The organism is Sphingobium sp. LMA1-1-1.1 (assembly GCF_040676365.1).
Lineage (GTDB): Bacteria > Pseudomonadota > Alphaproteobacteria > Sphingomonadales > Sphingomonadaceae > Sphingobium.
This window is the reverse complement of sequence record NZ_JBEGHS010000045.1, coordinates 21,026-43,476: the sequence shown is the minus strand read 5'-3', so window position 1 is coordinate 43,476 and position 22,451 is coordinate 21,026. Positions and strand designations below refer to the sequence as shown.

Here is a 22,451-nt window from a genome sequence, read left to right as displayed (position 1 = left end):
CGCTCGACGGCAGGAATGTCCGGTTTCTTCAGTGCGGCGCTGGCAGGCCAAGCGGTCCGAGAGTCCGCCAAATGCCAACTGAACAATGGCATTTTAGTATCTAGGGACCAGCTCCCAACCGTCGACCACATAGGAAGTTGCCGGAGCAGAAAGACGCATCACGGCCATACGAACCTGATCACCGCCCGCTCCGGCGGCCAGGGCGCGCAAAAGAGAAATACCTTGTCTCCCGATAAATTGACGCAAACTCGGCGCTGTGTTTTCCGGTGATTTTATACGGAAACTGCAATGTTTGAGACCGATCGATTGCTCAGCGCAGCTGGCAGCGCTCTGATGAGAGCATCCAATGCTTGCCGAGAATGGGAGATGGGCGGCGACAACCAAGCCGTGGGCGACACAGCCGTATCAGCGTATGATGCCAGCCTGACCGCGGTACAGCAGTTGGTCATAGAGGGAGCGCAGCCGGCAACTGCTGACATCGGCGCATCGCGTCGGGCGCGGCTCGCCAGCGCGGCGCACATGCTCTGCTTAGCTGGCGTCGATGAAGGCGGTACCAGTGAAGATCTGGAACTCGCGGCAAGCCTGTTTCGACTGGCAGCCGACGCTTGATTTGATTCAACTCACGCAACGTTGAGCTCCTTGATCGCGAGCAGAATCTTGCGCTTGAGCCTTCGCCGTGCTGAAACGGTGACGGAGCCGCCACGCACGGCTCTGGGGCGTAGTAACCCCTAGCTTACCGGTTGGATCGCCCGATGCGGTCCACACATCCTTGACCCTTATGGTCGGGGAGCCTGTGACGCATGTCCAGGGCTCTCCAGCCTAAAGGTCTCAGGGACCGGGTAAGCTCGGTTTACTAACTCCCCGATCACCAGGGTTGATGGTGTGAAGTCGAAAGCGGGGGCGTACCGCAGTCGACTTCTCGGGGGGAATCACGATGAGAACGATGACCATATTGGGCGCGGGCTTGCTCCTGACCGCATGTGTGTCGGTGGGGACGAATTATGACGTGAATGCGCTGGCACAGTTGAAACCGGGTATGTCACGCGGCGAGGTGGTGAGCCTGCTCGGCAAGCCGAACACCGAAGCAAAATTACCAGATGGCAAAACGGTTCTCGGCTGGGTCCATTCGACCGGAACCGCATTCGGCGGCGCGAGCGCACGCTCCGTATCTCTCCAGTTCGATCCCAACGGCAAACTGGTCGACAGCGGATACCAAACCCAGTTTGACACCAAATAGGCATCAGGGAGCGATTAGTTATGGCACTCTCCGTCGCAGCGCCTTCTGAACCGCGCCGAAAAATTTCCATCCCGCTCGGGATAGGCATAGCGCTCCTGCCGATATTGTTCGCATGGTTCCTGCTCGGCCGGGGCTATTCGACAACTGCCCGAGTAATCGGCTTCGGCTGGCTGGCTTTGATCGCGATTATGATGGCGATCAATCAACCGACGCCGGAAAGTGGAACGGCAACGGCCTCACAGGTCGATGTCGATCCGCAACGTGTCGACAAAGATCGCGCCGCCTATATGGCCAAACAGGCGGTGCCAACCGCCATGAAAGACCCCTCCTCCGCCGAGTTCGGAGAAGTGTGGGGCATGTCTGCAACCATCGCCTGCGGCTTTGTCAACGGAAAGAATGGCTTCGGAGCCATGGCGGGGCAAACACCCTTCATCTACGATGCCGGGAACGTACAGTTCCAGGAAAGCAGCGCGAATTTTGTCCGTAACTGGAAGAAGCTGTGCGTTGACAAGCCGAAGGTAGCGGCGCCGACCGGAGTAGCCGGCATCAGGTGGGGCGGAAAACCTACTTCGGCGCTGAAACCCTATATGCCGGAAACGGATGAAGGCCTGTCACTGTACGTGCCGACAGGCAAACCTGAGCCGCTCGAAGGCGTGCCGGTCGCCGAAGCCAATTTCAGCTTCGACCACAAACACCTCTATTCGGCGGATTTCTATATCAACGGGGTCAAGCAACGCGATGCGATCCTGCGGAAGCTGGTCGACAAATATGGGACGCCGCAGTCCTATGACCAGGGTCGCGGGAACTTCAGTTGGCGATGGCCCAAGGTCATGACGATTCACCTTCGTTTCGGTGCGGATCATGGCGCGACCACGGTCACATATATTAGAGACGAGAAAGCTGACAGACACTGACGCTGGCTGACGACTGAACGGTGGCGAAGCGTCAACCTCGGGTTGTATTGCCATGTATGTCGGTGATCGCGCCTGAAGGGGCTGCCCAGTTCCTTCCTCAACCACACTGACACCCTGACATTAAAGGGGGTTGTTAGTTATGGAAAAAAGCGACGACGATGTCCGTATCGTTCGTTTTGGGGCGACCGACGACAGCGTCAGGAGCGTCAGGTCGTCAGCGCCACTACCGTTCCGAGCCGCGATCGGCATCGCGCTGTGGGACGATTACTCCGTCGCGGATACCTCCTGGTGCCGGAGAGCTATCGCCGGAGCGCGGCGCGCTAGCCACACGGCCTCATATAGCTGGTGACACCCCGGCGCGATATCCGCTGATCTGAAGCAGCGATTAAAGCACTAAGTCCAGGAATATATTCGGGGCATTCAGCCAGCGGGTTACATGCCACCACCGAGGCTTTTGGTGAGTATGTGCCGACGGGCTAATGCAATTCACCACGATTCTGCGGCCACTTAGATTGAGAGCTGGAAAATTAAGGAATCTTGTAGCACGACGGGGAGATGAAACTTCCTCGCCTCGCCGTGCCGCTCCTGTCGCTCGTAATTGTCGCTGCTGCTCCGGTTCCTTCTGCAGCAGCACATAGGGCCACCCCCTTGGTGAGTCCTGGCACGTGGCTTACTGACGCGGACTATCCTCGGGACGCAGCGCGCGCACAAATCGACGGCACGACGGCCTTTCGGCTGGAGCTCGACAAAGCGGGAGTTCCACAGCGCTGTACGATCACTTCAAGCAGCGGGTCGGCTCTCCTCGACAATGCAACCTGCGACAAGCTGATGATCCGAGCGCGTTTTACCCCAGCTAAGGATGCCAGGGGAAGGGCCATCGCAGACGTGTACAACGGCAGGATCACTTGGCGCCTACCCGATCCGAACGCGCCCGCTCAAATGATGTCCATTCCCCACATGATAAAGGTGACTTTTTACGTCAATCCGGATGGGACGACATCCGATTGCACTGCGACATTGAACGACGTCGATCCTGGCCCGCCTGAAATGTGCGCCAATATGGTTCTAAATCGACACTTTCCCGTGCAGAATGATGCGGCCGGCAAGCCAATCCGGCAGAAACTGCGGATGATCATGGGCATTGAGAAGGTTGCCAATCAGCCTTAGCTATACGGCGCCCTTACAGCGGTGTCATTTTCCCGGCCCTTGACATGGCGTATCAGCGGCGACCCAATCGATTGCATCGCCCTTGTCGAGCAAAGGCTCGTTACGGCCTACATCCGCCTTCAGGGAGAAGTCCTGTTCTACCCGCGTCATATCATTGTCGAAGCCGGGAATGAGATCATTCGCCGTTCTGACGTCTGTTGCGCTTATCTCGGGTGATAGGCTGCGGGTGGACTGGACCGACCTTACGACATTGTCGCTGATCGAGATGCCCCGCCAATAGGCCGTGCCACCCAAGGTCCGGTTCATCCGTTTGCCATCCACGTTCCAATGCCAGTTACCGTTGGGCTTGGGCAATCGCAACACCGTTGCCCAACAACGGAAGCGGGGAAAATCATTGGCAAAGGGCGCGGTTTGATCCTGTTCCTTCGGCCGCTTGCGCTGATTGGGAGCGTAAAGGCCGGCACCATGCATGTAACTGTACCAGCCATCCTCGTCGCTGCCCCTCCAATCCAGCTTGCCTTTCCCCGTTAGGGTGAGGATCAGCGCCGCCTGATCTTCAGCATAACGCCATTCGACCTTGTCAGCATCGACCCAGTCGGCCTGCTGGCGCCAGTAGGCCTGCAATTGGCGATCCGCTTCCTCCGGCGAGAGACTGGTCAAGCTGGTCCGCATGGCATAGATTTCATCGCCGCGCAGAATATTCCGCAGCGTCACCTTGGCCGGTTTGGCAATGCCTTCGCGCATGTCGACCTCCTCGAAGCCGATCAGTTGTGGTTCCTTCGGGGCGGTCGGCGCTAGGGGCTCCAGAGTCGCACCGACCTTGCGCAGTGGTAGCACCCAGCGAAAGTTCGGCGGCGGAATCAGCGCGAGACGCCGGTCACCAAGTCGTGTTCCATCCAGCCAATAGAGCCTACCGTTTATGGTCGCGCGCACCAGGACATGATCAAATAGGACAGGACTTGGCAGCCGTTGATCCAACCCGTCGCCGCCGGCGGACTGTACCAAAACCGCTTCTGCCGGAATATCCAGCTCGCGCAATATGGCGAGCAACAGCGCCGTCTTTGCCTTGCAGTCGCCGAAACGGCGGACCCAGCTCTCATCGACCGTTGCCGGCCGATAATTTCCGCCATTCAGCCCGACATAGACGTAGCGGACATGGTCCTGCACCAGCGCCAGCGCTGCTTCGGCTCGACCCGCCGGATCCTTGCTGGATGCGGCGATCTTCGCAATTTCCTGCCGGATTGCAGAGCCCGGATTGAGCACTGATGCTTGGTCGAAAAGACCCCACACGCGGCTGGAAACATCCTCCCAATTGGAAAAGTCGGAATATTCCAGAAGGCGGCGCACATTGTAGCGTACCGGTGCGCCCTCGGTCGGAACGGCAGGCTTGGGATCGCGCAGCGTGTAATCGATCACGTTCTGGCTGCCTTCAAGATGAGGTGCCAGTTCGCCCATGTCAGCCGATCCCTGCCAGCGGAGCACATGAGCCACTGGCCAGCTCAGCCGCATTCGATACGCACCCGGACTTCCTTGCGGCGGCAGCGCACTGAGGCCGAAATGATGATCGCCCAAGGTCGGATCCTGACCATGGACGGTCGCGGCGAACTCGAGCTCATCACCAACCTGGAGGCCAGGCGTTTGCAGACTGGCGGTCAAGATTCCGTTCAATATAGAGGATTCAAGGTTTACCTCCTGCCGCACGACAGCGAACCGCGCAGTTTTAAGTACGTCGATTGATTTGCCGTCGCGCCAGATGCGCAGATGATGGATGGTTGCAGATCCGCTGCCTGGGCTCCACGTCGCCGCGATATTGCCAATCGGCAGAGCATCAGCGGTCAGCAGTTTGATACGCCAAGCTGTGTAAACATCATCGCCTTTGTCACCAACACGCGTCTGTGTGTCGGAATAAATGACACGTGCAGCTGCTCCGGTGGGTGCTATCCCTTCGGTTGGCGCAGGAGGGGGTAACACCCAGGCGGCAGGCTTTCCATATTGGACCTTATCGGCCGCGAAAGCCGGACTTGTCAGAACAGCCGCAACTGCCAGACCGATACTATTTCGCAGCAAATTATCCCCCAATTCGTAACCTTTAGCGGCTCTAACACACCCTTCCCCGGCATGACCAGTCATACCCTTTGTCGATGCAGTCCAATGCGGATGACGGCACATCTTGCTGGAAGTGTCCTGACGGCAATTTGATCGATGTGCGGTATGCCTGTCTGACGAGCAGAGGGTCCTGGGTCAGAAAGCGCGAAATAACGCGCCTTTGTTCTGATTGGGCGCCTTGTGTATCCAGCCGTGTACACGAATGTCGCCCCTACGGCACCTAACATTGCAAATGCCACGTCGAATGCCTTTAATATCTGCTTCATGGCCGGCATCACCGAACGCAGAGAGGGAGGCTGTTATGTCCAATTTGCTAAAAGTTGCCCCGTCTATCCAAGATTTTGAAAGTTTCGGTGCGGCGATTGATGCAGCTGGATTCGCCGGCCTTGTCCCGCGGCTGATGGACGCACTCGAAGCTGGAGAAGTCGGGGCGGCGGCTCAACGCAAACCTTGCGCGACCGAGCACCTAGGTAATAAAACTCTCAAGGATGCGGGCTCACCAACCCCTTCTTGGTGGCGAGACTATCGGACTTTTTGCGAGCCAAGCACGACTATCCCCCATACCTGGGTTCAATGGCTCCGTTCACAGATTCGGTTAAATCATGTGCAAGTGCTGTCCATCTTCCAAGATAGTTTCGAGCAAACGCGCGAGAAATATCGCGATTATCCCAAACAGGCAGGAGATAAAGCGGTATGGAGTCATAAGGAAATGCTCGCATGGCTGGCGACCGGCGACGACGACTTGATCGGTTCTCTCCGCGACTTTGCCCCGAAGCTATCCGATCGGATTTTAGAAATTCAATTAAGAAACCAAGCACTTCGATATCTCAGGTTTCAGATCGCATGTCATCATTGTCGATGTGGTTCGGTTCGACCACTGCTACCCCTCAAATCGTCAGAAAGCTGCCAATGTTCGCAAAAATCTTGGAACCTCCTACTGGAAAATATTAGCCAAGAGAATTTTGACTTACAGTTTAATTTTGATTCAGGCTTATCTAAAAAGCTCTCACCCCTTGATGTTTTGATGATTGAAGCAAATTTCGATTCTGGCAAAATCTTCCTCAACGAAGAATCCGGTCAGTTGATAACTCGAAAGTCAACATTTTTATCAGCAGCGAAGCGTTGGAAAGGCGTGCCTCCACCATTTACCTGCGACGAAATCAAAACCTGGATCGAAAAACACACCCAATATTCGGATCACAAAACGGCGCGCGCCGCGTTTATGAAGGAAGATCGAGCGAAGGGTCTTTCTGCGACCTTTGAAACGACGTGGCGCGAGGTTAATCCGGCCGAACGAGGACGGCCCCGTAAGCCGCGATAAATACACGGAGAAAAAATTCCTTTTTTGGATTTTTGCGCGGAATTCCCCTCAGTGCAGACCTTTTTGGCCAGCATCCGCCTTCGCATCGACATTCGGAGGTAGGCGCAGCTAACCGCAAACAGAGGGTTCAAAAACCTATGCAAAAACTCGTCCGAGCCGTCGTCATCCGACGAAAAATCCTCAATCATCCCAATGAGGATTGGGAATTCGCATATCAGAACGACGTCATGCGCCTGTCCATCGACGGAAATGGATGGCGGGCACTAATTTGGGCAAACTTGCCTGATCCGGCAAGTTCTGCCGACCCAGCCGAAGAACGCAGATTGTTCCTGGATAAATGTCGAAGGCAGGCTTGTCCGTACATGCTAAATGTATGGTGTGAAAATCAAGGCGAAGTACTATCCATTTTGTCCAGGACCAGGACCTTAAAGATGATTATCTTGAGGCGTGGCAAGTGGGAAGAGCACTTTGGCTTGCGTCCGCCAGGATACCGCAAAGCGTCAGAACTCAAAGCTTGGCGCAAAAATTTTCGTCAATAAGTGAAGGTACAGGCTGATCAACTAAGCAGCCTGTCGGTCATCATCCTCCTCCGAAACACATCGATGAAGGTTCAGGGCTGCGCCTCTGGCGTATAGTCGGTCGATGACCTGCGCGCTGTGCCTGCACTGTTGTGGGGTGGGGGGATGGTGAACCTCATTTTTCGCGTGTTTTCTCATGAAATGCCAGCAGCAGGCGGGACGGCTACGCGCCCATCCGGCGTAATCGCACCGCCGATAAATTCGCCCGCTTGCTGGTCTTCGAACGATCGGAGCAAAGTAAATGACACAATTTCATAACGCAACTTCATCAGCGGGTTCGTCTGACCGCTTTCTCAGGCAACCGGAGGTCTTGCAACGCATTGGCGTCTCTTGGGTGACTATTCTGAGGTGGGAGAAGCAGGGCCTGTTCCCTCGGCGCCGCAAAATCGGACCGCGCCTAGTCGCGTGGCTCGAATCTGACATTAATCAGTGGGTGACTGACCGCGGCGCCTCCGTGCAGGGGGAGGCCCAGTGATGGAAGACGTGCTCACTCCTGCCCTGCAGCTTCTGGACCGGGGCTACGTGCCTCTGCGGTTAGAGCCGGAGAGCAAGGCGCCCAAGCACCCCGGCTGGCAGATCGAAACGCCTACGAAGGAAACGCTTCAACGCGCACTAGCCCGGCCGTCAAATCTCGGTGTCCGCTGCGGCGATGTCCATGCGGACGGAACATGTCTATTGGCCATCGACATTGACCACGACGATCATCCGCTGATCGCGTGCGTCCAGCGCGCAATTGGCGATGTAGCCGTGCCGGTCAAGAAGGGCAGCAAGGGCGCAACCTTCTTCGTGCGCATCGATCATCAGCGCAAGACCGGGAAGATCAAGCTCGAACGCGACGGACGAAAGATCAATGCTATCGACATCCTGTGTGGCGGTGCCCAGTCCGTCCTGCCACCGTCCATTCATCCGGCCACGAAATTACCGTATCGTTGGATCGCGGGACCTGCATTGTGGGATGTCGACTATCAATCCCTGCCAATCTTCGGGGCATCGCTGATCGACGAAATTGCTGGCTTCTGCAAGAACGCAGACGATCCTGTCCACGCCCTCAACGACATGGAATGGCGGGGCGTCGGCGGTGGTGGCAATACCCATGACACTTGCGTGGCGGCGGTTTTCGCTATGGTGAAGCGGAAATGGGCAGATGCCGATATCCTAGAACGCATTCACCGTGCCAAGCGCGAGGCCTGCGAATTCGCCGGGATGCCTTACAGCTGGCCTGAGGCCGATAAGGTCATCGAGGAGTGGATCAGTTCAGCCCGCGCCAAGCTCGGCACATCCCAGGAGCCACCGAAGCGGCCAAGTCATGGTATGATCGCGGACGATTTCCTACCTCGTGCGCGGGACCATTACCGCTTCGACCGCGACCTTGGCTGCTGGTATCACTTCGACGGCATATGTTGGCGCAAGGACAGCGGATATCGCCTTCGCAACGCCATCGACGCGTTCCTTCCAAGCGAGTTGCGCAATAGCCATTTCATCAGCGGCGTCGAGATGTCGTTACGAGATCGACCGGAACTGAGCATGACGCAGAAGGATTGGGATCCCGATCCTCATCTGCTCAACACGCCTGTTGGGATCGTTGATCTCAAATCGGGTACGGTCGGCCCGGCCTTGCCCGGTTACCATATCACACGCGCAACTTCAGTGGCGCCGGCCGACAGCGCAGACGGAGCACTCTGGCTCGACAAGGTGCGAGAATGGGTCGGCGAAGACCCCGCCGAGGTCGCCTATTTTCAGAAGCTGGCAGGACTGTTCCTGACAGGGAGCAATCCGGAGGCTTGCCTGCCCATGTGGATAGGGCCCGGCGGCGACGGCAAGTCGGTCATCTCGAATTGCTATCGGCATATTCTGGGTGATTATGCGCGCACTTCGACGGACACGGCCTTCCTGGAAACCCGACAAGGCCAGCATCATGAGGAGATCGCTTGGCTCAAGGGCGCCCGCCTCGTCCTCGTCAACGAGATCAACGGTTCGCTCTCCTGGAATGATGCCCGGATCAAGGCGGTCACCGGTGGCGAGAGCCAGGCCGCCTCGTTCAAGGGTGGGCACATCTTTGAGTTTCAGCCAGAGTTTAAGCTTCTTATCACTGGCAACGAGGCGCCAAGCCTCCGCTCGGTCGGCCCGGAATTTCGGCGACGCTTCCACGTCCTAAAATTCACGCGGCCTGTGACTCAGCCTGACCGCCAACTGGGCGAGAAGCTGCGCAATGAAGCGGACAAGGTCCTTCGCTGGATGATTGACGGGGCTATTCGTTATTATGCCGAAGGTCTTGAGCCATCTCCGGCGATCAAGGCTGCTACGGCGGATTATTTCGAAGAGAATGACGCGCTTCAGCAGTTCTTGGACGATCGCACCGAAGCAGCACCGGATCACAAAGAGCGCTGCGACCGGGTCTATGAAGTCTATCGGCAGTGGGCGGAAGCCCAGGGCTTTCGATACCCTCTGACTCGTCCAAAATTCACGGCAAAGCTTAAGGCAAAGGGCATCTTATCGAAAACAGCTGCTATAGCGGGCGAGAAGCACCCGGTTCGGTGTTATATCGGTTTGCGACTGACAGTTGATGATGCTGTGCCATTTTGATGACGAGGTTGCTGCCGGCGCAGGCGCTGGCAGCATAGTCCGGCCATCAGGTCGACGCACAGGCAGATGACGAGACGACGCCCATCACATGCTCCGACCATGCCTCAAGCGCCACCTTCTTCTCCTCGTCATAGCCATGATGAAGATAATGCGCGCCGGCGCCTGACCGGGTGCTGCCGACGTGACCGATAACCTGGTCGGCGATGTCTGGTCGGAAGCCGAGCCGTTGCAATCCGGTGGCGATGGTGCGGCGGAAATCGTGCACGCACCAATTATCTACCTCATTGACTCCCGTCTTAACGAGCATTTCGCGCGCCCGTCGATCTATCCTGCCCTTGACCTTCTGATCACCGGACATCGGCCGGGTGGCATTGCCGGCCGCAGGGAACAATAAATCGACGTTGTTGAACCGCGGCACAGCATCCAGAACCGCCAACATTGCATCGGTCAGATAGACGGTGTGAGCATAGCCATTCTTGTACCGCTCTGCCGGGATCGTCCAGAGGCGCGCTTCCAGATCGAATTCCGACCAGCGGGCACCCCTGACTTCCATGTTCCGGCCACCGGTCAGGATGAGCAATTTTATCCAGCAGCTCCAATGGCCTTCCGCTTCGCTGGCGCGCCATATGGCTCCAACCTCCTTATCAGAGAGCACACGTTTGCGGATCACCTTGGCACTACGAATTTTCCGGATGCGGGCGAAGACGTTCTTTTCCACATGATCGCGTTCGATCAGCCATTGGAAGAAGGCAGCGCCTTCCTGGCGAACCTTGTCAGCCATCGGGCGCCTCTCGCGCGATATCAACGCGTCCAGCGCGGCAAGGGCGTGGTTCTTGGTGATCTCGGTCACGCACAGGCCGTGAACGTGAGGAAGTATGTATTTCCGGAAGACCCGGTCCTTCTCGGCGCGCGTCCTAAGCTGGCTCGCCACCTGCTGCATGTAGGTCTCCCACATCCGTTCAACGTCTAGCCTGACCTTGTCGATCTCATCCTGCCTCAGCTTGGCGGCCAGTTGGCGTTGGTTCAGTTTCTCGCCGTGCGGATCGCCACCGGCTTCGATCTCGTAGCGGAACCGGGTGGCCAGCTTGCGCGCATCGCCAAGCGTGAGACGTTTGGTGGTCCCCAAGGTAAGCTTCTTACGTTGCCCATTCGCGCGATAGACAAGACCATAGCTGGTATGGCCTGCAGGCGTATGGACCAACACAAAGCCCGGAACACCACCCAAGTAGCGATGTTTGATACAAGGCGGCGGAACCGCGGTAAGCTTCTCGATCTCTTTGACGGTGAGGGGCTTCAGTCGCGACCCAGCCATAAACAGCCTCTTCATAATCCCATGAAAAAGCTATAAATTTACCACGTAGGCGAGCTCCGCATAAGTACTTGCGGAGAAATCTGAGGCACGAGCCCCCTACCGATGCACCAACGACCGCAGGCCTACCGACGTCTTTCAAGCGGAAAATGACAGTATCCGCCCTTCGCGACTGGCATAGCCATTCACGTTCGGAAAGCACGTAGAGGGGAGCGGCTGGCCATTAACCTTGCCCAGCCCCAACCGTGCACCGTTACAACTCGGGCAATTCATCAAGATCAAGGCCGACACCTGTACCATGGTTGAGCAGAGCGTAGCGGATCACGCGCTCCAGGCCGGCGAATAGCGGCGCCCACTTCAGCACCTTAGCCATCTCCCTGTTCTGGACCACCGGATCGCCCAGCTGCACCTCGAACCCGAGCCTGTCCGCCGCGATCCAGCCGCCGAACTCGTAGCCGGTGTGGACGTGCTGACTGCGTAGGTCGTACGCCGCTGCGATCCTACGGGCGAAGTCTTCACGCCGCAGCCCCCCGACCCCCTCCATCGCCTCAGTCCGGTCGAAGAAGCTCTCGTCTACCAGCCCGGTGATCGCGTCCACAAAGCGCTTTTTTATGCCGCGCAGTCGGGCGAGGAGGATGCGCGCCATCCTCCCGCCGCCCGGCAGGCCGGCGACGGTCGCGAGCACGCCGCGAACGTCGTCGTCGAGGTGGCGCGCCTCATCGAAAGGGATGGAAGCGGACAGAATCTCTCCAGCCGTAATCAGGTGCAGATAGGCCACCTCGGGATCATCCTCAGCCGACTGCAGGGCACGGCGGTAGAAAGCGGCGGCACCGTGGAAGGTCGCACTCGCGTTCTCGTCTACATCCTGGTCGAGGAGCAGGCCGCTCATGCGTCGTACCTCGGAGAGCTGCAACGGCACGGGGTAGTCGACCCGGGGCCGGCCACCGTTATACGGTAGCGCCGGATTTACGGGCGCAGCGAAGCGCGTCATGTCGGGCACGCCGAATCGTCCAGACATCTCGAGGGGACCGTGAACGTCGAAGCGCTTACCGAACAACACGCTCAGCGCGGCTGCGACGTGGTCGCCCGCGCGCTCGTAGTTCGGGACTACCACGCCCGGCGCCTTCCTGACCGGCGGCGTGCGAAAGACTACGACCACCGCCGTACGTCCGATCGGCGAGTCCTGGTGGTGAAGCCAGTCATGCCTTCCGCGATGGAACGGCGGCCAAGCGTGTGTCAGCAGCAGGTTAGGATGCCGGAACTCCCCCGTGAAACGCGCGGGCGTCGATAACAATATCTTTTGGACCTCGTCCGAAGGCATGAACAGCTCGATGGGATCGCGATACTCTTCGATGGCCTGCGCCTCGGTCTCTGCGGGCGCGGGCTGCTGAGGCCGGTCAGCCATTGTGCTTGCCCCGATTGCCGAGCAGATTGTGGATGCGCCCTCCCATAGCGACGAGCATCTCCATAGCGATCCGATCGAATGCGTCCGTTGTGTCCGCCACGATGCCGTCGCGCCGCCGGACGTAGCGACCAATCGAGTAGAGGGCAGCGTCGGCGACCTGCAGGCCCGTGACGGCGGAGGAGTCGGCGCGCACCGCTCCACCGCCGACGAGGTGGCCCGCGCGCGGCATCGGCGTCAGCGTCGGCACCGAGCCCGGCTTGTCTCGATCCATCACCAACACGGCTTGTCCCATGGGTTCCAGATGCTCCACGATCAACGGGGTGAACACCAACTTGACGCCTGACTTGTGGCGCTGGGGGAAGCCCTTGCCGCGGCAATCGCAGCGCATGTCCGCGTATTGGCTCTTCGACACGTGGACGTAAGCGATCTGATTTCCCGGGCGCGCGGCAATCCCGCATGCGAGCGCGAACGCCTCCTCCCTGACGGAGCGCTCGACTTGCCGCCATTTCGAGCGCGTGCCTGGCGTCACCACCTCATTGGCGTGGATTTCCGGCAGGCCCCAAGCTGCACGGAAGCCTTCCAACTCGTCCTGTATGGCGGCATAGTGGTCGGACGCCATGACCAACGCGCCCATCAGGTGAATGCCGGGCAGCATCGTGGACGTGCCCTCGTGTGTGACATCCGTCTCGTCGCAGAACGCAAGCGTTCGCCCGGGCGTCGCTAGGTCGGCGAGGATCGAAGCGGGGTCGGAAGCCAACTAAGCCCGGCTGCCCAAGAAGTCGGCATTGGCGAGATACTTTACGGCCAGGCCATTATGATCGAACATCTGCGAGGCTCGCCGGCTCAAGTCTGCATCGACCAGCCTACGCTTGAATTCGGCGAGGTCGGGAACGCCGAGCACTGGTGCCAGCTGCGCGAAGTAGACCTCCGACTCCGAGCGCGCGAACACCGGGAAGGGCGAGAAGCGATCGGTGGCGTAAACCAGTGGGAACGGATACCAGCGCGACTGCGTGGACTGCCCCAACGAGCGCAGGAAGATCACAAAGTCGGCCTGCATCACACTCTCGAAGCTCGGCACCGCGCCCTTCCGATGCGCGTCGTGCACGATGTCTGCGTGCACGCTGATGCGATTGAGCTTCAGGCGCTGATTGCGGTGCTCAAGTGACTCGATGTGCTGATTGAAGACGGTGAAGTCCGACGTCGACTGGCGGTTCGCCCCCTCCGTAACGCAGACAAGCCAAGATCGCCCTAGGATAGTTGAAGCGAGATCGAAGCGCTCCTCGTCTAGCGCGACGGCGACGATCGAGACGAAGAGGTCGTGCCCAACGACCTTGAACGCATCGAACTGGTGCGAGTGCCAGCTCCTCAGGTCCGAATCCCGCCACATGAGCCGGCCGACTTGTTCGAGGACTGACAAGACCGCATCCCAGACCCGGGCATCATGGCCATAGCGTGCCGTTACGGCGGCGAGCTCAACGAATTGCCGGGCGTAAGGACGCATCGCTTCGACAGCTGCGAGCACCTTTTCGTCGGCGGCTTCTCCGCTCGCGAGCGCCGGTGTCAGATTCTTTAGCTCAGGCAGCAGGGCGTCGCCATACTCGCGCACGTAGGCGGCGGCGTTAGCGGTACCTTGGCGAATCGCCTCCTCGGCCCTTCGCTCCCTCGACTGTGTGCCGATGGCGGTCGGTGTTGCGGAGAGGATCGCCTCCGGGATCGCGCCGAGCTTCGGCTTTACGTGCTGGGGACGGTCGACGAGCCAGCGCAGCAACTGCTCGTAGGAATCCTCGAAGGCGTCGCCGGAGCGGAAGTCGAAGTAAATCCTTCCTCGATAGTAGGCCGGCAGGTAAGCCTTGCCGTTCTCGTCCGCCTCGGTCAGGATCGCCGCGAATTTATCTTGCGTGCTGCTGGCGTAAATCCCCGGCGAAATAATCTGGCTTTCGGTACCGACCCCACCAGCCCGGGCGTCGGCCTTCTCAGCATAAACCCGGTCGCACACCATGATGACCTTCATTACCGTCGGATCTGTGACCATGCCTTCCATGAACTTGATCGAATCGTGGCCGGGCTTCAAATCCCACTTATCGAGGATGACATCGACGCCGTCCTCGCGCAGGCGCGATGCGAGCGAGAGCACCCACGCCTCGTGCATGGGCGAAGACCAGGAGTAGGAGATGAAGGTGCGTGGGCTGGTCGTGTTTTGTTGAGACATACCTACCCCGTGCAGCCGCTGATTTCGCTTGGCAAGGGCGGACTGCATTCGGACGCTGTGATCGCTCGCTGGATGTCCGACATTGGCTTAATGTAGCTTGCCGTTCCTTAGCTGATGTTGCAGCGATCTTTTTGGATGGGCTTGGCCTGCCCGGCACGAGGATGCGCCGTCACTTCGGTTTGCGTGACCGAGAAACCTCCGTCAATGTGGTCCAATCTCGCCTTAAGGCCTTGTCGCACCGCTCGTTTCGGGCAACGTGCGAAAATGCGCTTTGTCGAGAATGGTCCATCGCTTCCCTCTCACCTGCTCCAGGAACAGAGCCAGGGTAATGTGATCTTCTTCTGCGGGGCCGGCGTGTCGGTGCCCGCCGGTCTCGACAGTTTTGCCCGTCTGACCAACCGAATCATCACGACGCTCGATGCTGCCAAGGCCCGGCAGGCGCTGGCTGAGGGCCAGAGCTTCGATCGCGTGTTCAACGTTCTGGTGCGCGAATTCGGTCGCGAAGAAATCGATCGCCAAATTTATAGCGCGCTAGGTGTCGGCAAACCACGCACGCTCAAACACCATCGCGATATTCTCACGTTATCCCGCGGTGCGAGTGGCAATCCGCAGGTCGTTACCACCAATTTCGACCAGCTGTTCGAACAAGCCGGTCGGGGCATTCGACCAATCGTCCCGCCGGGCCTACCTGACATCGAACTCAACCAGCCGATCCGCGGCGTGGTCTACCTCCATGGACGGCTTGCTGATCCCAAACAAGCCGAAGAGATTCCGAGCTACGTTATCGGCAGCAGCGACTTCGGGCGAGCCTATCTTGCGGAAGGATGGGCAACGCGCTTTGTAAAGGCGCTGCGCGAAAAATACACGATCGTCCTGCTCGGCTACAGCGCGGATGATCCGCCGATGCGTTACCTGCTCGAAGGCCTCAATGTGCGCGACGGGGTTGTCTACCATTCCCCGATCTACGTGTTCACCGACAGGTCATCCGATGAGGCCGAAGAAATCTGGCAGGATCGTGGCGTCACGCCGATCTGCTACACGCCGGATAAGACCCATTCGGGGCTCTGGCGCACGATCGCAGCCTGGGCGCAGGCAGCGAAGTCGCAGGATCGCTGGACCGACCAAGTCCTGTCGCTCGCACGTCAGTCACCGGCCGAGCTCAAGCCGTTCGAGCGCGGTCAGGTTGTCCAACTGGTGAGTACCAAGAAGGGCGCCAAGGCATTCGCCGATGCCCACCCCGCGCCGGGCGCAGAATGGCTTTCCGTATTCGACCCTCAGGTCCGATACCTCAAACCTGCTCCGGCATCACACGACCCGGAAGCCGAGGAGATTGATCCGCAGGACCTCTACGGCCTCGACGACGATCCGCTTCGCCCATCGCCCAATGAGCGCCGACTGGTTCCCGACAATGCCCACAATCCGTTAGCATGGCAGAAGGGCGACGGGTTCCAACCCGAACGCGTGACACTCCAGGGCGGGAGTTCCCTGTGGCAATTTCCCTTGCCGGATCGCCTGCACCATCTGGCGCGCTGGTTTGGTACGCAAAGCCATGAGCCCGCAGCGCTTTGGTGGGCCGCAGGCTCGCATCGGCTCAATTCGCACCTGCTGTGGTTCGTCTCAAATCGCGTTCGCAATCGTCATGGCAAGGATATGCCGACGATCGCGCAGTTGATATGGAGCCTTCATCTCGAGGCGCTCGACCTGACGTCCGAGGAAGAGCGCAGCGATCGCTGGTTCGAATTCGAGGCCCTACTCAAAAAATCCGGCTGGACACCTGCGGTCGCGCGATTCTTCGAGCGATGCGTCACCCCCTACGTCCAGGTCGCGCGACCGTTCATGTCGCCGCCGCGACCACCGCTGGAGGACTGGGACAAATTACGCATTCGCGAGGTCGTCGATCTCAAAGTGGCCTCGCTCGACCGTCACAATCACGACGTGAAATGCCCGCCTGAAGCTCTAGCGCAAGTCGCCCGAATTGTCCGAATGTCCCTCGAACGTATATCCGACCTGCTCGAGGAAATTGGCGACCTGTTCTGGCATCCACCAACCCTGTTACCCGACGCAGCCGATGAAAACTTTGGAGGCAAGAAGGCGCATAATTTCCTCTGGTTTAAACAGATCTTTCTCGCCTTGGTCGCGCATGATCCGAACCAAGGACGCCGCGAGTTTCTCGCTTGGTCATCCACGGAGACGCGGATTTTTCCCAAGTTCAGGTTGTGGGCTGCGGCCGATTCCCACATCGCAACCGCAAGCGAGGCGCTCTTGGTCATCGTTTCGCTCCCGCGCGACACGTTGTGGAATACATATAACCAGCGGGAACTGCTCCATCTGCTCAGAGCCCGATGGTCCGAATGGTCGTTCCGCCAACGGCGTACGGTCGAACGGCTGCTGGAAGCCGGCCCACCCAAATGGCGCGATGAGAAGCGTGGACAATATCGCGAGCGGCGGGCCGCCTATGCCGCCAACAACCTTCGATGGCTCGAAATGCAGCATTGTCAACTGACCGCGGCAGGTCAGCGAAGCCTTGCCAAGCTGAAGCTTGTGCATCCCAAATGGAGCGATGCCTGGGCCGAAGAGGCCGATGACAGTCATGAGGGTCGCGGCGGGTATGTTCTGGAAGTCGATGATCCGGGCGATCTCGCTGTCTTGCCGCTCGATCAGGTTTTCGACACGGCGTTGGCGCGCACCAAGAGCCCGTTCCGGGAACTGAAGAGCTATCATCCTTTCAGGGGGCTGGTGCAGGAACATCCGTACAAGGCCCTCGCCGCGCTGCGTGCCGCCTATCGCAAGGGTAAATTCTCGGCAGCTCTATGGGGCGACCTCCTGAGTAAATGGCCCGATACCACGTCGCCGAAGTTGCAAAATCTGCTCGCGCATTCAGTGATCCGTCTCAGTCCGGCAGAGGCGATCGCCGTGCGTTTCGAAGCCCCCCGCTGGCTCGAAAAGCATCTGCCCGCACTTTATGCAAGAAGCCGGGCCAACGCGCTCGACATTTTCGACGGTTTCCTACGCCCCTTCCTGTCGAGCCCGCCCGATGCCGCCGACAGCGGCATCGGCGCGACCACCATCGACGGCGTCGAACAGAAACAGTCAGAAGTCTCGATCAACAAGGCGATCAACAGTCCAATCGGTACGCTCACGGAAGCTTTGTGGAAGCTGACGCCCAAAAAGGCAAAACGCTACAACTCATTGAACCGCAATCTTGCCCGTCGTTTCGAGGTCCTCGCTTCAGCGCCGGGTCATGGTGCCGGGCATGCAGTCGTCGTTCTGACCCAGCGGCTCGGCTGGATCGATTATTGTTTTCACGACTGGATGCAGGCGTTCCTACTGCCAATGTTCCGACTCGATCATCCCTTGGCTGAGGCAGCGTGGCATGGTCTTGCCTATAATCGCAACGCTATGCCGGGACCGTTCTGGCACGAACTCAAGGCGCCGATGCTCAAAATCTTGATGGGCGAAGCCAGCTGGTCCCTCGACGAACATGAACGCGAATATTTCGGCTCCTCCGTGGTGTGGCTGTCGCGGCCCATGCCCGATTTCACCCCGCTGTTTAGCTTTACGGAAATTCGTGAGGCACTGAGCGCCTTCGATGACGATCTGCGCGGCCGCATCCTTTGGGCACTGGCCAACAGTCTCCAGAAACATGGTCAATGGACCGAGTTCATCAAACCCTTCATCGAGAACGGCTGGCCACGGGCTCTGCGCTATCGCAGCGACGAAACCACTCGGGGATTTGTCCAGATTGCCGAGCGGGCGGGTGACCATTTCCCCGACGCGGTGAAGACCGTCTTGCCACTGATCCGCCCCGTGCCGAACGCAGACATGCTGACCTATCGCATTTCACGGGATCGCAAGGACAAGGAAAACATCGCCCGGAACCATCCGCGCGCCGCGCTGCAGCTATTGAACGCCATTACGCCGGACGACCGCGCTCGCATGCCCTACGAACTCGAAAGCGCGCTCGATGCGCTGGCTGAACTCGACCCGACGATCAAAGACATGCCCGAATATCGTCGCCTGAGAGACTTGCTTGAATAAGCTAACGGTCGACCTCTGAAGATTGGTACCGTCGCGTCTGTGCGGAAGTAATTGGCATGTCTGCCGTTTCGTTAATTGGCCCGCGTTCTGTGTATCCAGCCGTGTACACGCAGAGCGCGTGTCATGATGAAACGCCCTGCATACACGTGAATGCAAAATGTCCCGAAACACGGCGACTTACCGCGATCGACCCTCTGCTCATGAAATTTTATGATACGTCATGATAATTATATTACACCGCTTTACACCGAGAAGGTCGGCGGTTCGAGCCCGTCATCGCCCACCATTTTCTTCCATTTGAAATATCTGTTCCCGTCCGAGCAACAATGACGTAGGATCAGGCACTTAAGGAATGCTTGGGTAGGGCAACTGACTCATGTCTCTCACGCTTGTCTTCAGCGGTACGATAGCGCCTTTGCTGCTGATCCTCTCGCCCGTTTCACTGGCTAAAGCGCGCGATTGCGTGAATTGGGACGCGCTGGCAAAGGCAGTGGACATTGCGATGGAAAAGCCCTGCCCGAAAAAGAGGCCCCGGCTGCCCTTGATGTAAAAAGCCCGTGCGCCACGGATATTGCGGCGCAACGCGAGCGCTGCTAATTGGTGGCGCCATGATCCAGCCGCCTGAAATCATCCGCGTCACCAAGCCCCGTGTCTCCTGCGACGGTTCGGGAGATATTCCCGCCGCGCTGGGCCATCCGCGCGTGTTCCTTGAAATCGACGAGCATGGCTATATCGATTGCGGCTATTGCGACCGTCGCTTCGTGCTCGTAGGCAGCGCGGCGGACACGCCGGAAATCGCCGGTTTGCCGGATATTCCATCGGGCGCCAGCCTTTAATCCTGGCAGGCGCGCTCCTGCAAAGGCAGGAGCAAGCCATAGCCGGATCTCTGTCGTGAGCGCCAACAAATCGGTTGGGCTTGCGACTTGCCGCCCCTATATCGGACAGCATGACCGATGCTGTTCCCCAGTTTACCGATGCCCGCGGCCTGCTTTATCGCCCTGGCCTGCTTGATCCCGACGGCGCGCGCCGCCTGACCGCAGAAGCGCTGAAGGGCTGCGACGATGGCGAGCTCTACCTGCAATATCGGGCGAGCGAGAGCTTCGGTTTCGATGACGGTCGGCTGAAGACAGCCGATTATTCCACCGATGCGGGCTTTGGCCTGCGCGGCGTTTCCGGGGAGATGACCGGCTTCGCCCATGCCAACGACATCAGCGAAGCGGCGATCCGCCGGGCGGCAGAGACGCTGACGCTGCTCGATCCCGCCAGCGGCCAGCCGCCCCCCCCACCGCAGCGCACCAACCGCCACCTCTATACCGACGTCAATCCGTTGGAGATCGTGCCCTTTGCCGAGAAGGTGACGCTCTGTGCCGCCATCGACGCTGCCGCGCGCGCGCGCGATCCCCGCGTCGCGCAGGTCTCGGTCAGTCTGGCGGGAAGCTGGTCGGTGGTCGAGATCGTGCGCGCCGACGGTTTCACCGCGACCGACATCCGCCCGCTGGTGCGGCTCAACGTGTCCGTGATCCTGGAGGAGAATGGCCGCCGCGAGACGGGGGTGTTCGGCATTGGCGGCCGTTATCTCTATGACGAGGTGATGGCCCCGGCGATCTGGAACCGCGCGATTGACGAAGCGCTGGCGCAGGCTCGCGTCAACCTGCGCTCCGTCGCTGCTCCCGCGGGTGAGATGACCGTGCTGCTGGGGCCGGGATGGCCGGGCGTTCTGGTGCATGAAGCGATCGGGCATGGGCTGGAGGGCGATTTCAACCGCAAGGGCACCAGCGCCTTTTCCGGCCGGGTGGGTCAGCGGGTTGCGGCTCCGGGCGTTACCGTTGTCGATGACGGCTCGATCATGAGCCGGCGCGGCTCGCTCTCCATTGACGATGAGGGCACGCCGACGCGGGAAAATGTGCTGATCGAGGATGGCATCCTCAAGGGCTATATGCAGGACCGGCTGAACGCCCGGCTGATGGGCGTGGAACCGACCGGAAACGGTCGCCGCGAAAGCTATGCCCATGCACCGATGCCACGCATGACCAACACGTTCATCAAGGGCGGGAATGACGATCCGGAGGAACTGCTGAGCCGTATGAAGTCGGGCATCTTCGCCAAGAGCTTCGGCGGTGGGCAGGTCGACATCGTATCGGGCAAGTTCGTCTTCTCCTGCACCGAGGCCTACAAGGTCGAGAACGGCAAGCTGGGCGATCCGATCAAGGGCGCGACACTGATCGGCGATGGGCCGACCGCGCTGACAAAGGTGGTTGGCGTCGGCCATGACTGGGCACTGGACGAGGGGATCGGCATGTGCGGCAAGGCGGGGCAAAGCGTCCCGGCCGGCGTCGGCCAGCCGACGCTGCTGATGGAGGGACTGACCGTCGGCGGCACGGCGACCTGAGCCGCTAACGCCATGGGCGGAGGAACCCTTGGCGGGGTCGGTCTTTATTTTCATGATGAACATGCTGACCGACAGCCATGATGCCGTGACCGAGGACTGGGCGGCTGCTCTGCTGGATTTCTGGTTCAACCAGATCGGCGAGCAGGGCTGGTGGAACCATGATCCAGCGCTGGATCGAAGCTGCAAGATGCGGTTCCACGCACTGTGGGAAGAAAAGCGTCACGTGCCCGCGGACGAATTTCTGGAACGGGCCGACGATGCGTTGGCGGCAGTGCTGTTGTTCGACCAGTTGCCGCGCAACATGTTCAGGGGATCAGCGGCCGCCTTTTCGACCGATGCGCTCGCGCGGGCGGTGGCGCGTGGTGCCGTCGCCCATGGATACGACATTCAGATTGGCGGAGCGGGACGGCTGTTTTTCTACATGCCGTTCCAGCACAGCGAGGCTTTGGACGACCAGATATTGTCGCTCAGCCTGTTCGAGGGAGCGGGGGATGAAAAATCCCTGGCTTTCGCGCGGCAGCATTACGCCATGATAGAGCGCTTCGGTCGCTTTCCCCACCGCAATGCGGCGCTGGGCCGGGTGGATGCGCCCGGCGAACAGGAAGCGATCCGGGAGGGTGGCGCCTGGTAAGGCGCGTGCCTCTGACCCACCATCGGCCGGTTGCGACGACGGCCCGACGCCGATGACCCCTGTGCCTAAAATTTAAGCAGGGCCGCAATGCTGCCCATTTTTTCAGCGCCCCATATTGCCGCACTTCCGCAAAAGCCCGCATTAACCCGACCTTCGCGAATTGGCACGGCCCTTGCTGAGGATGTCGCCGCACACCAATAACAGGGGGGCGACATGAAACTGGTCATGGCAATTATCAAGCCGTTCAAGCTTGACGATGTCCGCGAGGCACTTTCCTCGCTCGGCATCGCCGGCATGACGGTCAGCGAAGTGAAGGGCTTCGGCCGCCAGAAGGGGCAGACCGAAATCTATCGCGGCGCTGAATATTCGACCAACATGGTTCCGAAGATCAAGGTCGAGGTGGTCTGCGACGACGACCTCGCACCGCGCGTGATCGAGGCCGTTCAGGCCGCCGCGAATTCCGGCGCCATCGGCGACGGCAAGATCTTCGTACTCGATGTCGAGCAGGCGGTGCGCATCCGTACCGGCGAAACCGGCGAAACCGCACTGTAAGAAGGGGGACTT

General features: G+C 59.3%; 17 protein-coding genes. 12 read left to right on the top strand and 5 right to left on the bottom strand.

The annotated features are described in order from the left end of the window. The first annotated feature begins 288 nt into the window (after positions 1-288). The 4 genes from MRBLMA1_RS16920 (at position 289) to MRBLMA1_RS16905 (ending at position 3,318) form a co-directional block, all read left to right on the top strand. A complete protein-coding gene (locus MRBLMA1_RS16920; protein ID WP_363738321.1) occupies positions 289-609 on the top strand; it encodes a hypothetical protein in 321 nt (106 codons plus the stop codon). Between the two features lie 325 nt (positions 610-934). Next, positions 935-1,237: an outer membrane protein assembly factor BamE domain-containing protein gene (gene bamE, locus MRBLMA1_RS16915; RefSeq protein WP_363738320.1), complete on the top strand. Its 303-nt coding sequence runs from the start codon at positions 935-937 to the stop codon at positions 1,235-1,237. Between the two features lie 20 nt (positions 1,238-1,257). Beyond that, positions 1,258-2,151 carry a hypothetical protein gene (locus tag MRBLMA1_RS16910; RefSeq protein ID WP_363738319.1) on the top strand — a complete coding sequence of 298 codons (894 nt, stop codon included), beginning with the start codon at positions 1,258-1,260 and terminating at the stop codon, positions 2,149-2,151. Positions 2,152-2,706: 555 nt separating this feature from the next. Beyond that, the gene (locus MRBLMA1_RS16905; RefSeq protein WP_363738318.1) at positions 2,707-3,318 is read left to right on the top strand and encodes an energy transducer TonB; all 612 of its coding nucleotides are present in this window, start codon (positions 2,707-2,709) and stop codon (positions 3,316-3,318) included. Positions 3,319-3,342: 24 nt separating this feature from the next. Here the strand turns inward: MRBLMA1_RS16905 and MRBLMA1_RS16900 are convergent, their stop codons facing one another. Then, positions 3,343-5,385: a DUF3857 domain-containing transglutaminase family protein gene (locus MRBLMA1_RS16900; protein WP_363738316.1), complete on the bottom strand. Its 2,043-nt coding sequence runs from the start codon at positions 5,383-5,385 to the stop codon at positions 3,343-3,345. 340 nt (positions 5,386-5,725) lie between these two features. Between MRBLMA1_RS16900 and MRBLMA1_RS16895 the strand changes: the two genes are divergently transcribed. The 3 genes from MRBLMA1_RS16895 (at position 5,726) to MRBLMA1_RS16885 (ending at position 9,906) form a co-directional block, all read left to right on the top strand. After that, on the top strand, positions 5,726-6,745 hold the full coding sequence (locus tag MRBLMA1_RS16895; protein WP_363738314.1) for a hypothetical protein: 1,020 nt from the start codon (positions 5,726-5,728) through the stop codon (positions 6,743-6,745). Between the two features lie 819 nt (positions 6,746-7,564). After that, entirely contained in the window at positions 7,565-7,798 is a 234-nt protein-coding gene (locus MRBLMA1_RS16890) for a helix-turn-helix transcriptional regulator (protein ID WP_363738312.1), read from the top strand. Beyond that, positions 7,798-9,906: a phage/plasmid primase, P4 family gene (locus MRBLMA1_RS16885; protein WP_363738310.1), complete on the top strand. Its 2,109-nt coding sequence runs from the start codon at positions 7,798-7,800 to the stop codon at positions 9,904-9,906. The genes MRBLMA1_RS16890 and MRBLMA1_RS16885 overlap by 1 nt, the downstream gene beginning before the upstream one ends. A 46-nt stretch (positions 9,907-9,952) precedes the next feature. Here the strand turns inward: MRBLMA1_RS16885 and MRBLMA1_RS16880 are convergent, their stop codons facing one another. The 4 genes from MRBLMA1_RS16880 to MRBLMA1_RS16865 all read right to left on the bottom strand — a co-directional run bounded on the left by MRBLMA1_RS16880 (position 9,953) and on the right by MRBLMA1_RS16865 (position 14,877). Beyond that, positions 9,953-11,233: a tyrosine-type recombinase/integrase gene (locus MRBLMA1_RS16880; RefSeq protein WP_363738308.1), complete on the bottom strand. Its 1,281-nt coding sequence runs from the start codon at positions 11,231-11,233 to the stop codon at positions 9,953-9,955. 235 nt (positions 11,234-11,468) lie between these two features. Then, positions 11,469-12,620: a hypothetical protein gene (locus tag MRBLMA1_RS16875; RefSeq protein ID WP_363738306.1), complete on the bottom strand. Its 1,152-nt coding sequence runs from the start codon at positions 12,618-12,620 to the stop codon at positions 11,469-11,471. Further along, positions 12,613-13,377: a hypothetical protein gene (locus tag MRBLMA1_RS16870; RefSeq protein WP_363738304.1), complete on the bottom strand. Its 765-nt coding sequence runs from the start codon at positions 13,375-13,377 to the stop codon at positions 12,613-12,615. Before MRBLMA1_RS16870 ends, MRBLMA1_RS16875 begins: the two co-directional genes overlap by 8 nt. After that, positions 13,378-14,877 (bottom strand): SEFIR domain-containing protein, encoded by a 1,500-nt coding sequence (locus tag MRBLMA1_RS16865; protein WP_363738302.1) that lies wholly within the window; start codon positions 14,875-14,877, stop codon positions 13,378-13,380. A gap of 216 nt (positions 14,878-15,093) precedes the next feature. Here MRBLMA1_RS16865 and MRBLMA1_RS16860 point away from each other — a divergent pair, with 216 nt between their 5' ends. The 5 genes from MRBLMA1_RS16860 (at position 15,094) to MRBLMA1_RS16840 (ending at position 22,439) form a co-directional block, all read left to right on the top strand. Then, positions 15,094-18,867 carry an SIR2 family protein gene (locus MRBLMA1_RS16860; protein ID WP_363738300.1) on the top strand — a complete coding sequence of 1,258 codons (3,774 nt, stop codon included), beginning with the start codon at positions 15,094-15,096 and terminating at the stop codon, positions 18,865-18,867. Positions 18,868-19,475: 608 nt separating this feature from the next. Continuing rightward, the gene (locus tag MRBLMA1_RS16855; protein ID WP_133653123.1) at positions 19,476-19,703 is read left to right on the top strand and encodes a zinc-finger domain-containing protein; all 228 of its coding nucleotides are present in this window, start codon (positions 19,476-19,478) and stop codon (positions 19,701-19,703) included. A gap of 110 nt (positions 19,704-19,813) precedes the next feature. Further along, entirely contained in the window at positions 19,814-21,256 is a 1,443-nt protein-coding gene (tldD, locus tag MRBLMA1_RS16850) for a metalloprotease TldD (protein ID WP_363738297.1), read from the top strand. Positions 21,257-21,311: 55 nt separating this feature from the next. Next, positions 21,312-21,887 (top strand): DUF924 family protein, encoded by a 576-nt coding sequence (locus MRBLMA1_RS16845; protein ID WP_363738941.1) that lies wholly within the window; start codon positions 21,312-21,314, stop codon positions 21,885-21,887. A gap of 213 nt (positions 21,888-22,100) precedes the next feature. Continuing rightward, entirely contained in the window at positions 22,101-22,439 is a 339-nt protein-coding gene (locus tag MRBLMA1_RS16840; protein WP_133653121.1) for a P-II family nitrogen regulator, read from the top strand. Positions 22,440-22,451: the final 12 nt, after the last annotated feature.

Bases quoted from the DNA above. Each gene is read 5' to 3' on its own strand.
- MRBLMA1_RS16910 (WP_363738319.1), top strand. From the start codon at position 1,258: ATGGCACTCTCCGTCGCAGCGCCTTCTGAACCGCGCCGAAAAATTTCC.
- MRBLMA1_RS16905 (WP_363738318.1), top strand. From the start codon at position 2,707: ATGAAACTTCCTCGCCTCGCCGTGCCGCTCCTGTCGCTCGTAATTGTC.
- MRBLMA1_RS16845 (WP_363738941.1), top strand. From the start codon at position 21,312: ATGAACATGCTGACCGACAGCCATGATGCCGTGACCGAGGACTGGGCG.
- MRBLMA1_RS16890 (WP_363738312.1), top strand. From the start codon at position 7,565: ATGACACAATTTCATAACGCAACTTCATCAGCGGGTTCGTCTGACCGC.
- bamE (WP_363738320.1), top strand. From the start codon at position 935: ATGAGAACGATGACCATATTGGGCGCGGGCTTGCTCCTGACCGCATGT.
- MRBLMA1_RS16920 (WP_363738321.1), top strand. From the start codon at position 289: ATGTTTGAGACCGATCGATTGCTCAGCGCAGCTGGCAGCGCTCTGATG.
- tldD (WP_363738297.1), top strand. From the start codon at position 19,814: ATGACCGATGCTGTTCCCCAGTTTACCGATGCCCGCGGCCTGCTTTAT.
- MRBLMA1_RS16855 (WP_133653123.1), top strand. From the start codon at position 19,476: ATGATCCAGCCGCCTGAAATCATCCGCGTCACCAAGCCCCGTGTCTCC.
- MRBLMA1_RS16840 (WP_133653121.1), top strand. From the start codon at position 22,101: ATGAAACTGGTCATGGCAATTATCAAGCCGTTCAAGCTTGACGATGTC.
- MRBLMA1_RS16875 (WP_363738306.1), bottom strand. From the start codon at position 12,620: ATGGCTGACCGGCCTCAGCAGCCCGCGCCCGCAGAGACCGAGGCGCAG.
- MRBLMA1_RS16880 (WP_363738308.1), bottom strand. From the start codon at position 11,233: ATGAAGAGGCTGTTTATGGCTGGGTCGCGACTGAAGCCCCTCACCGTC.
- MRBLMA1_RS16860 (WP_363738300.1), top strand. From the start codon at position 15,094: ATGCGCTTTGTCGAGAATGGTCCATCGCTTCCCTCTCACCTGCTCCAG.
- MRBLMA1_RS16865 (WP_363738302.1), bottom strand. From the start codon at position 14,877: ATGCAGTCCGCCCTTGCCAAGCGAAATCAGCGGCTGCACGGGGTAGGT.
- MRBLMA1_RS16895 (WP_363738314.1), top strand. From the start codon at position 5,726: ATGTCCAATTTGCTAAAAGTTGCCCCGTCTATCCAAGATTTTGAAAGT.
- MRBLMA1_RS16885 (WP_363738310.1), top strand. From the start codon at position 7,798: ATGGAAGACGTGCTCACTCCTGCCCTGCAGCTTCTGGACCGGGGCTAC.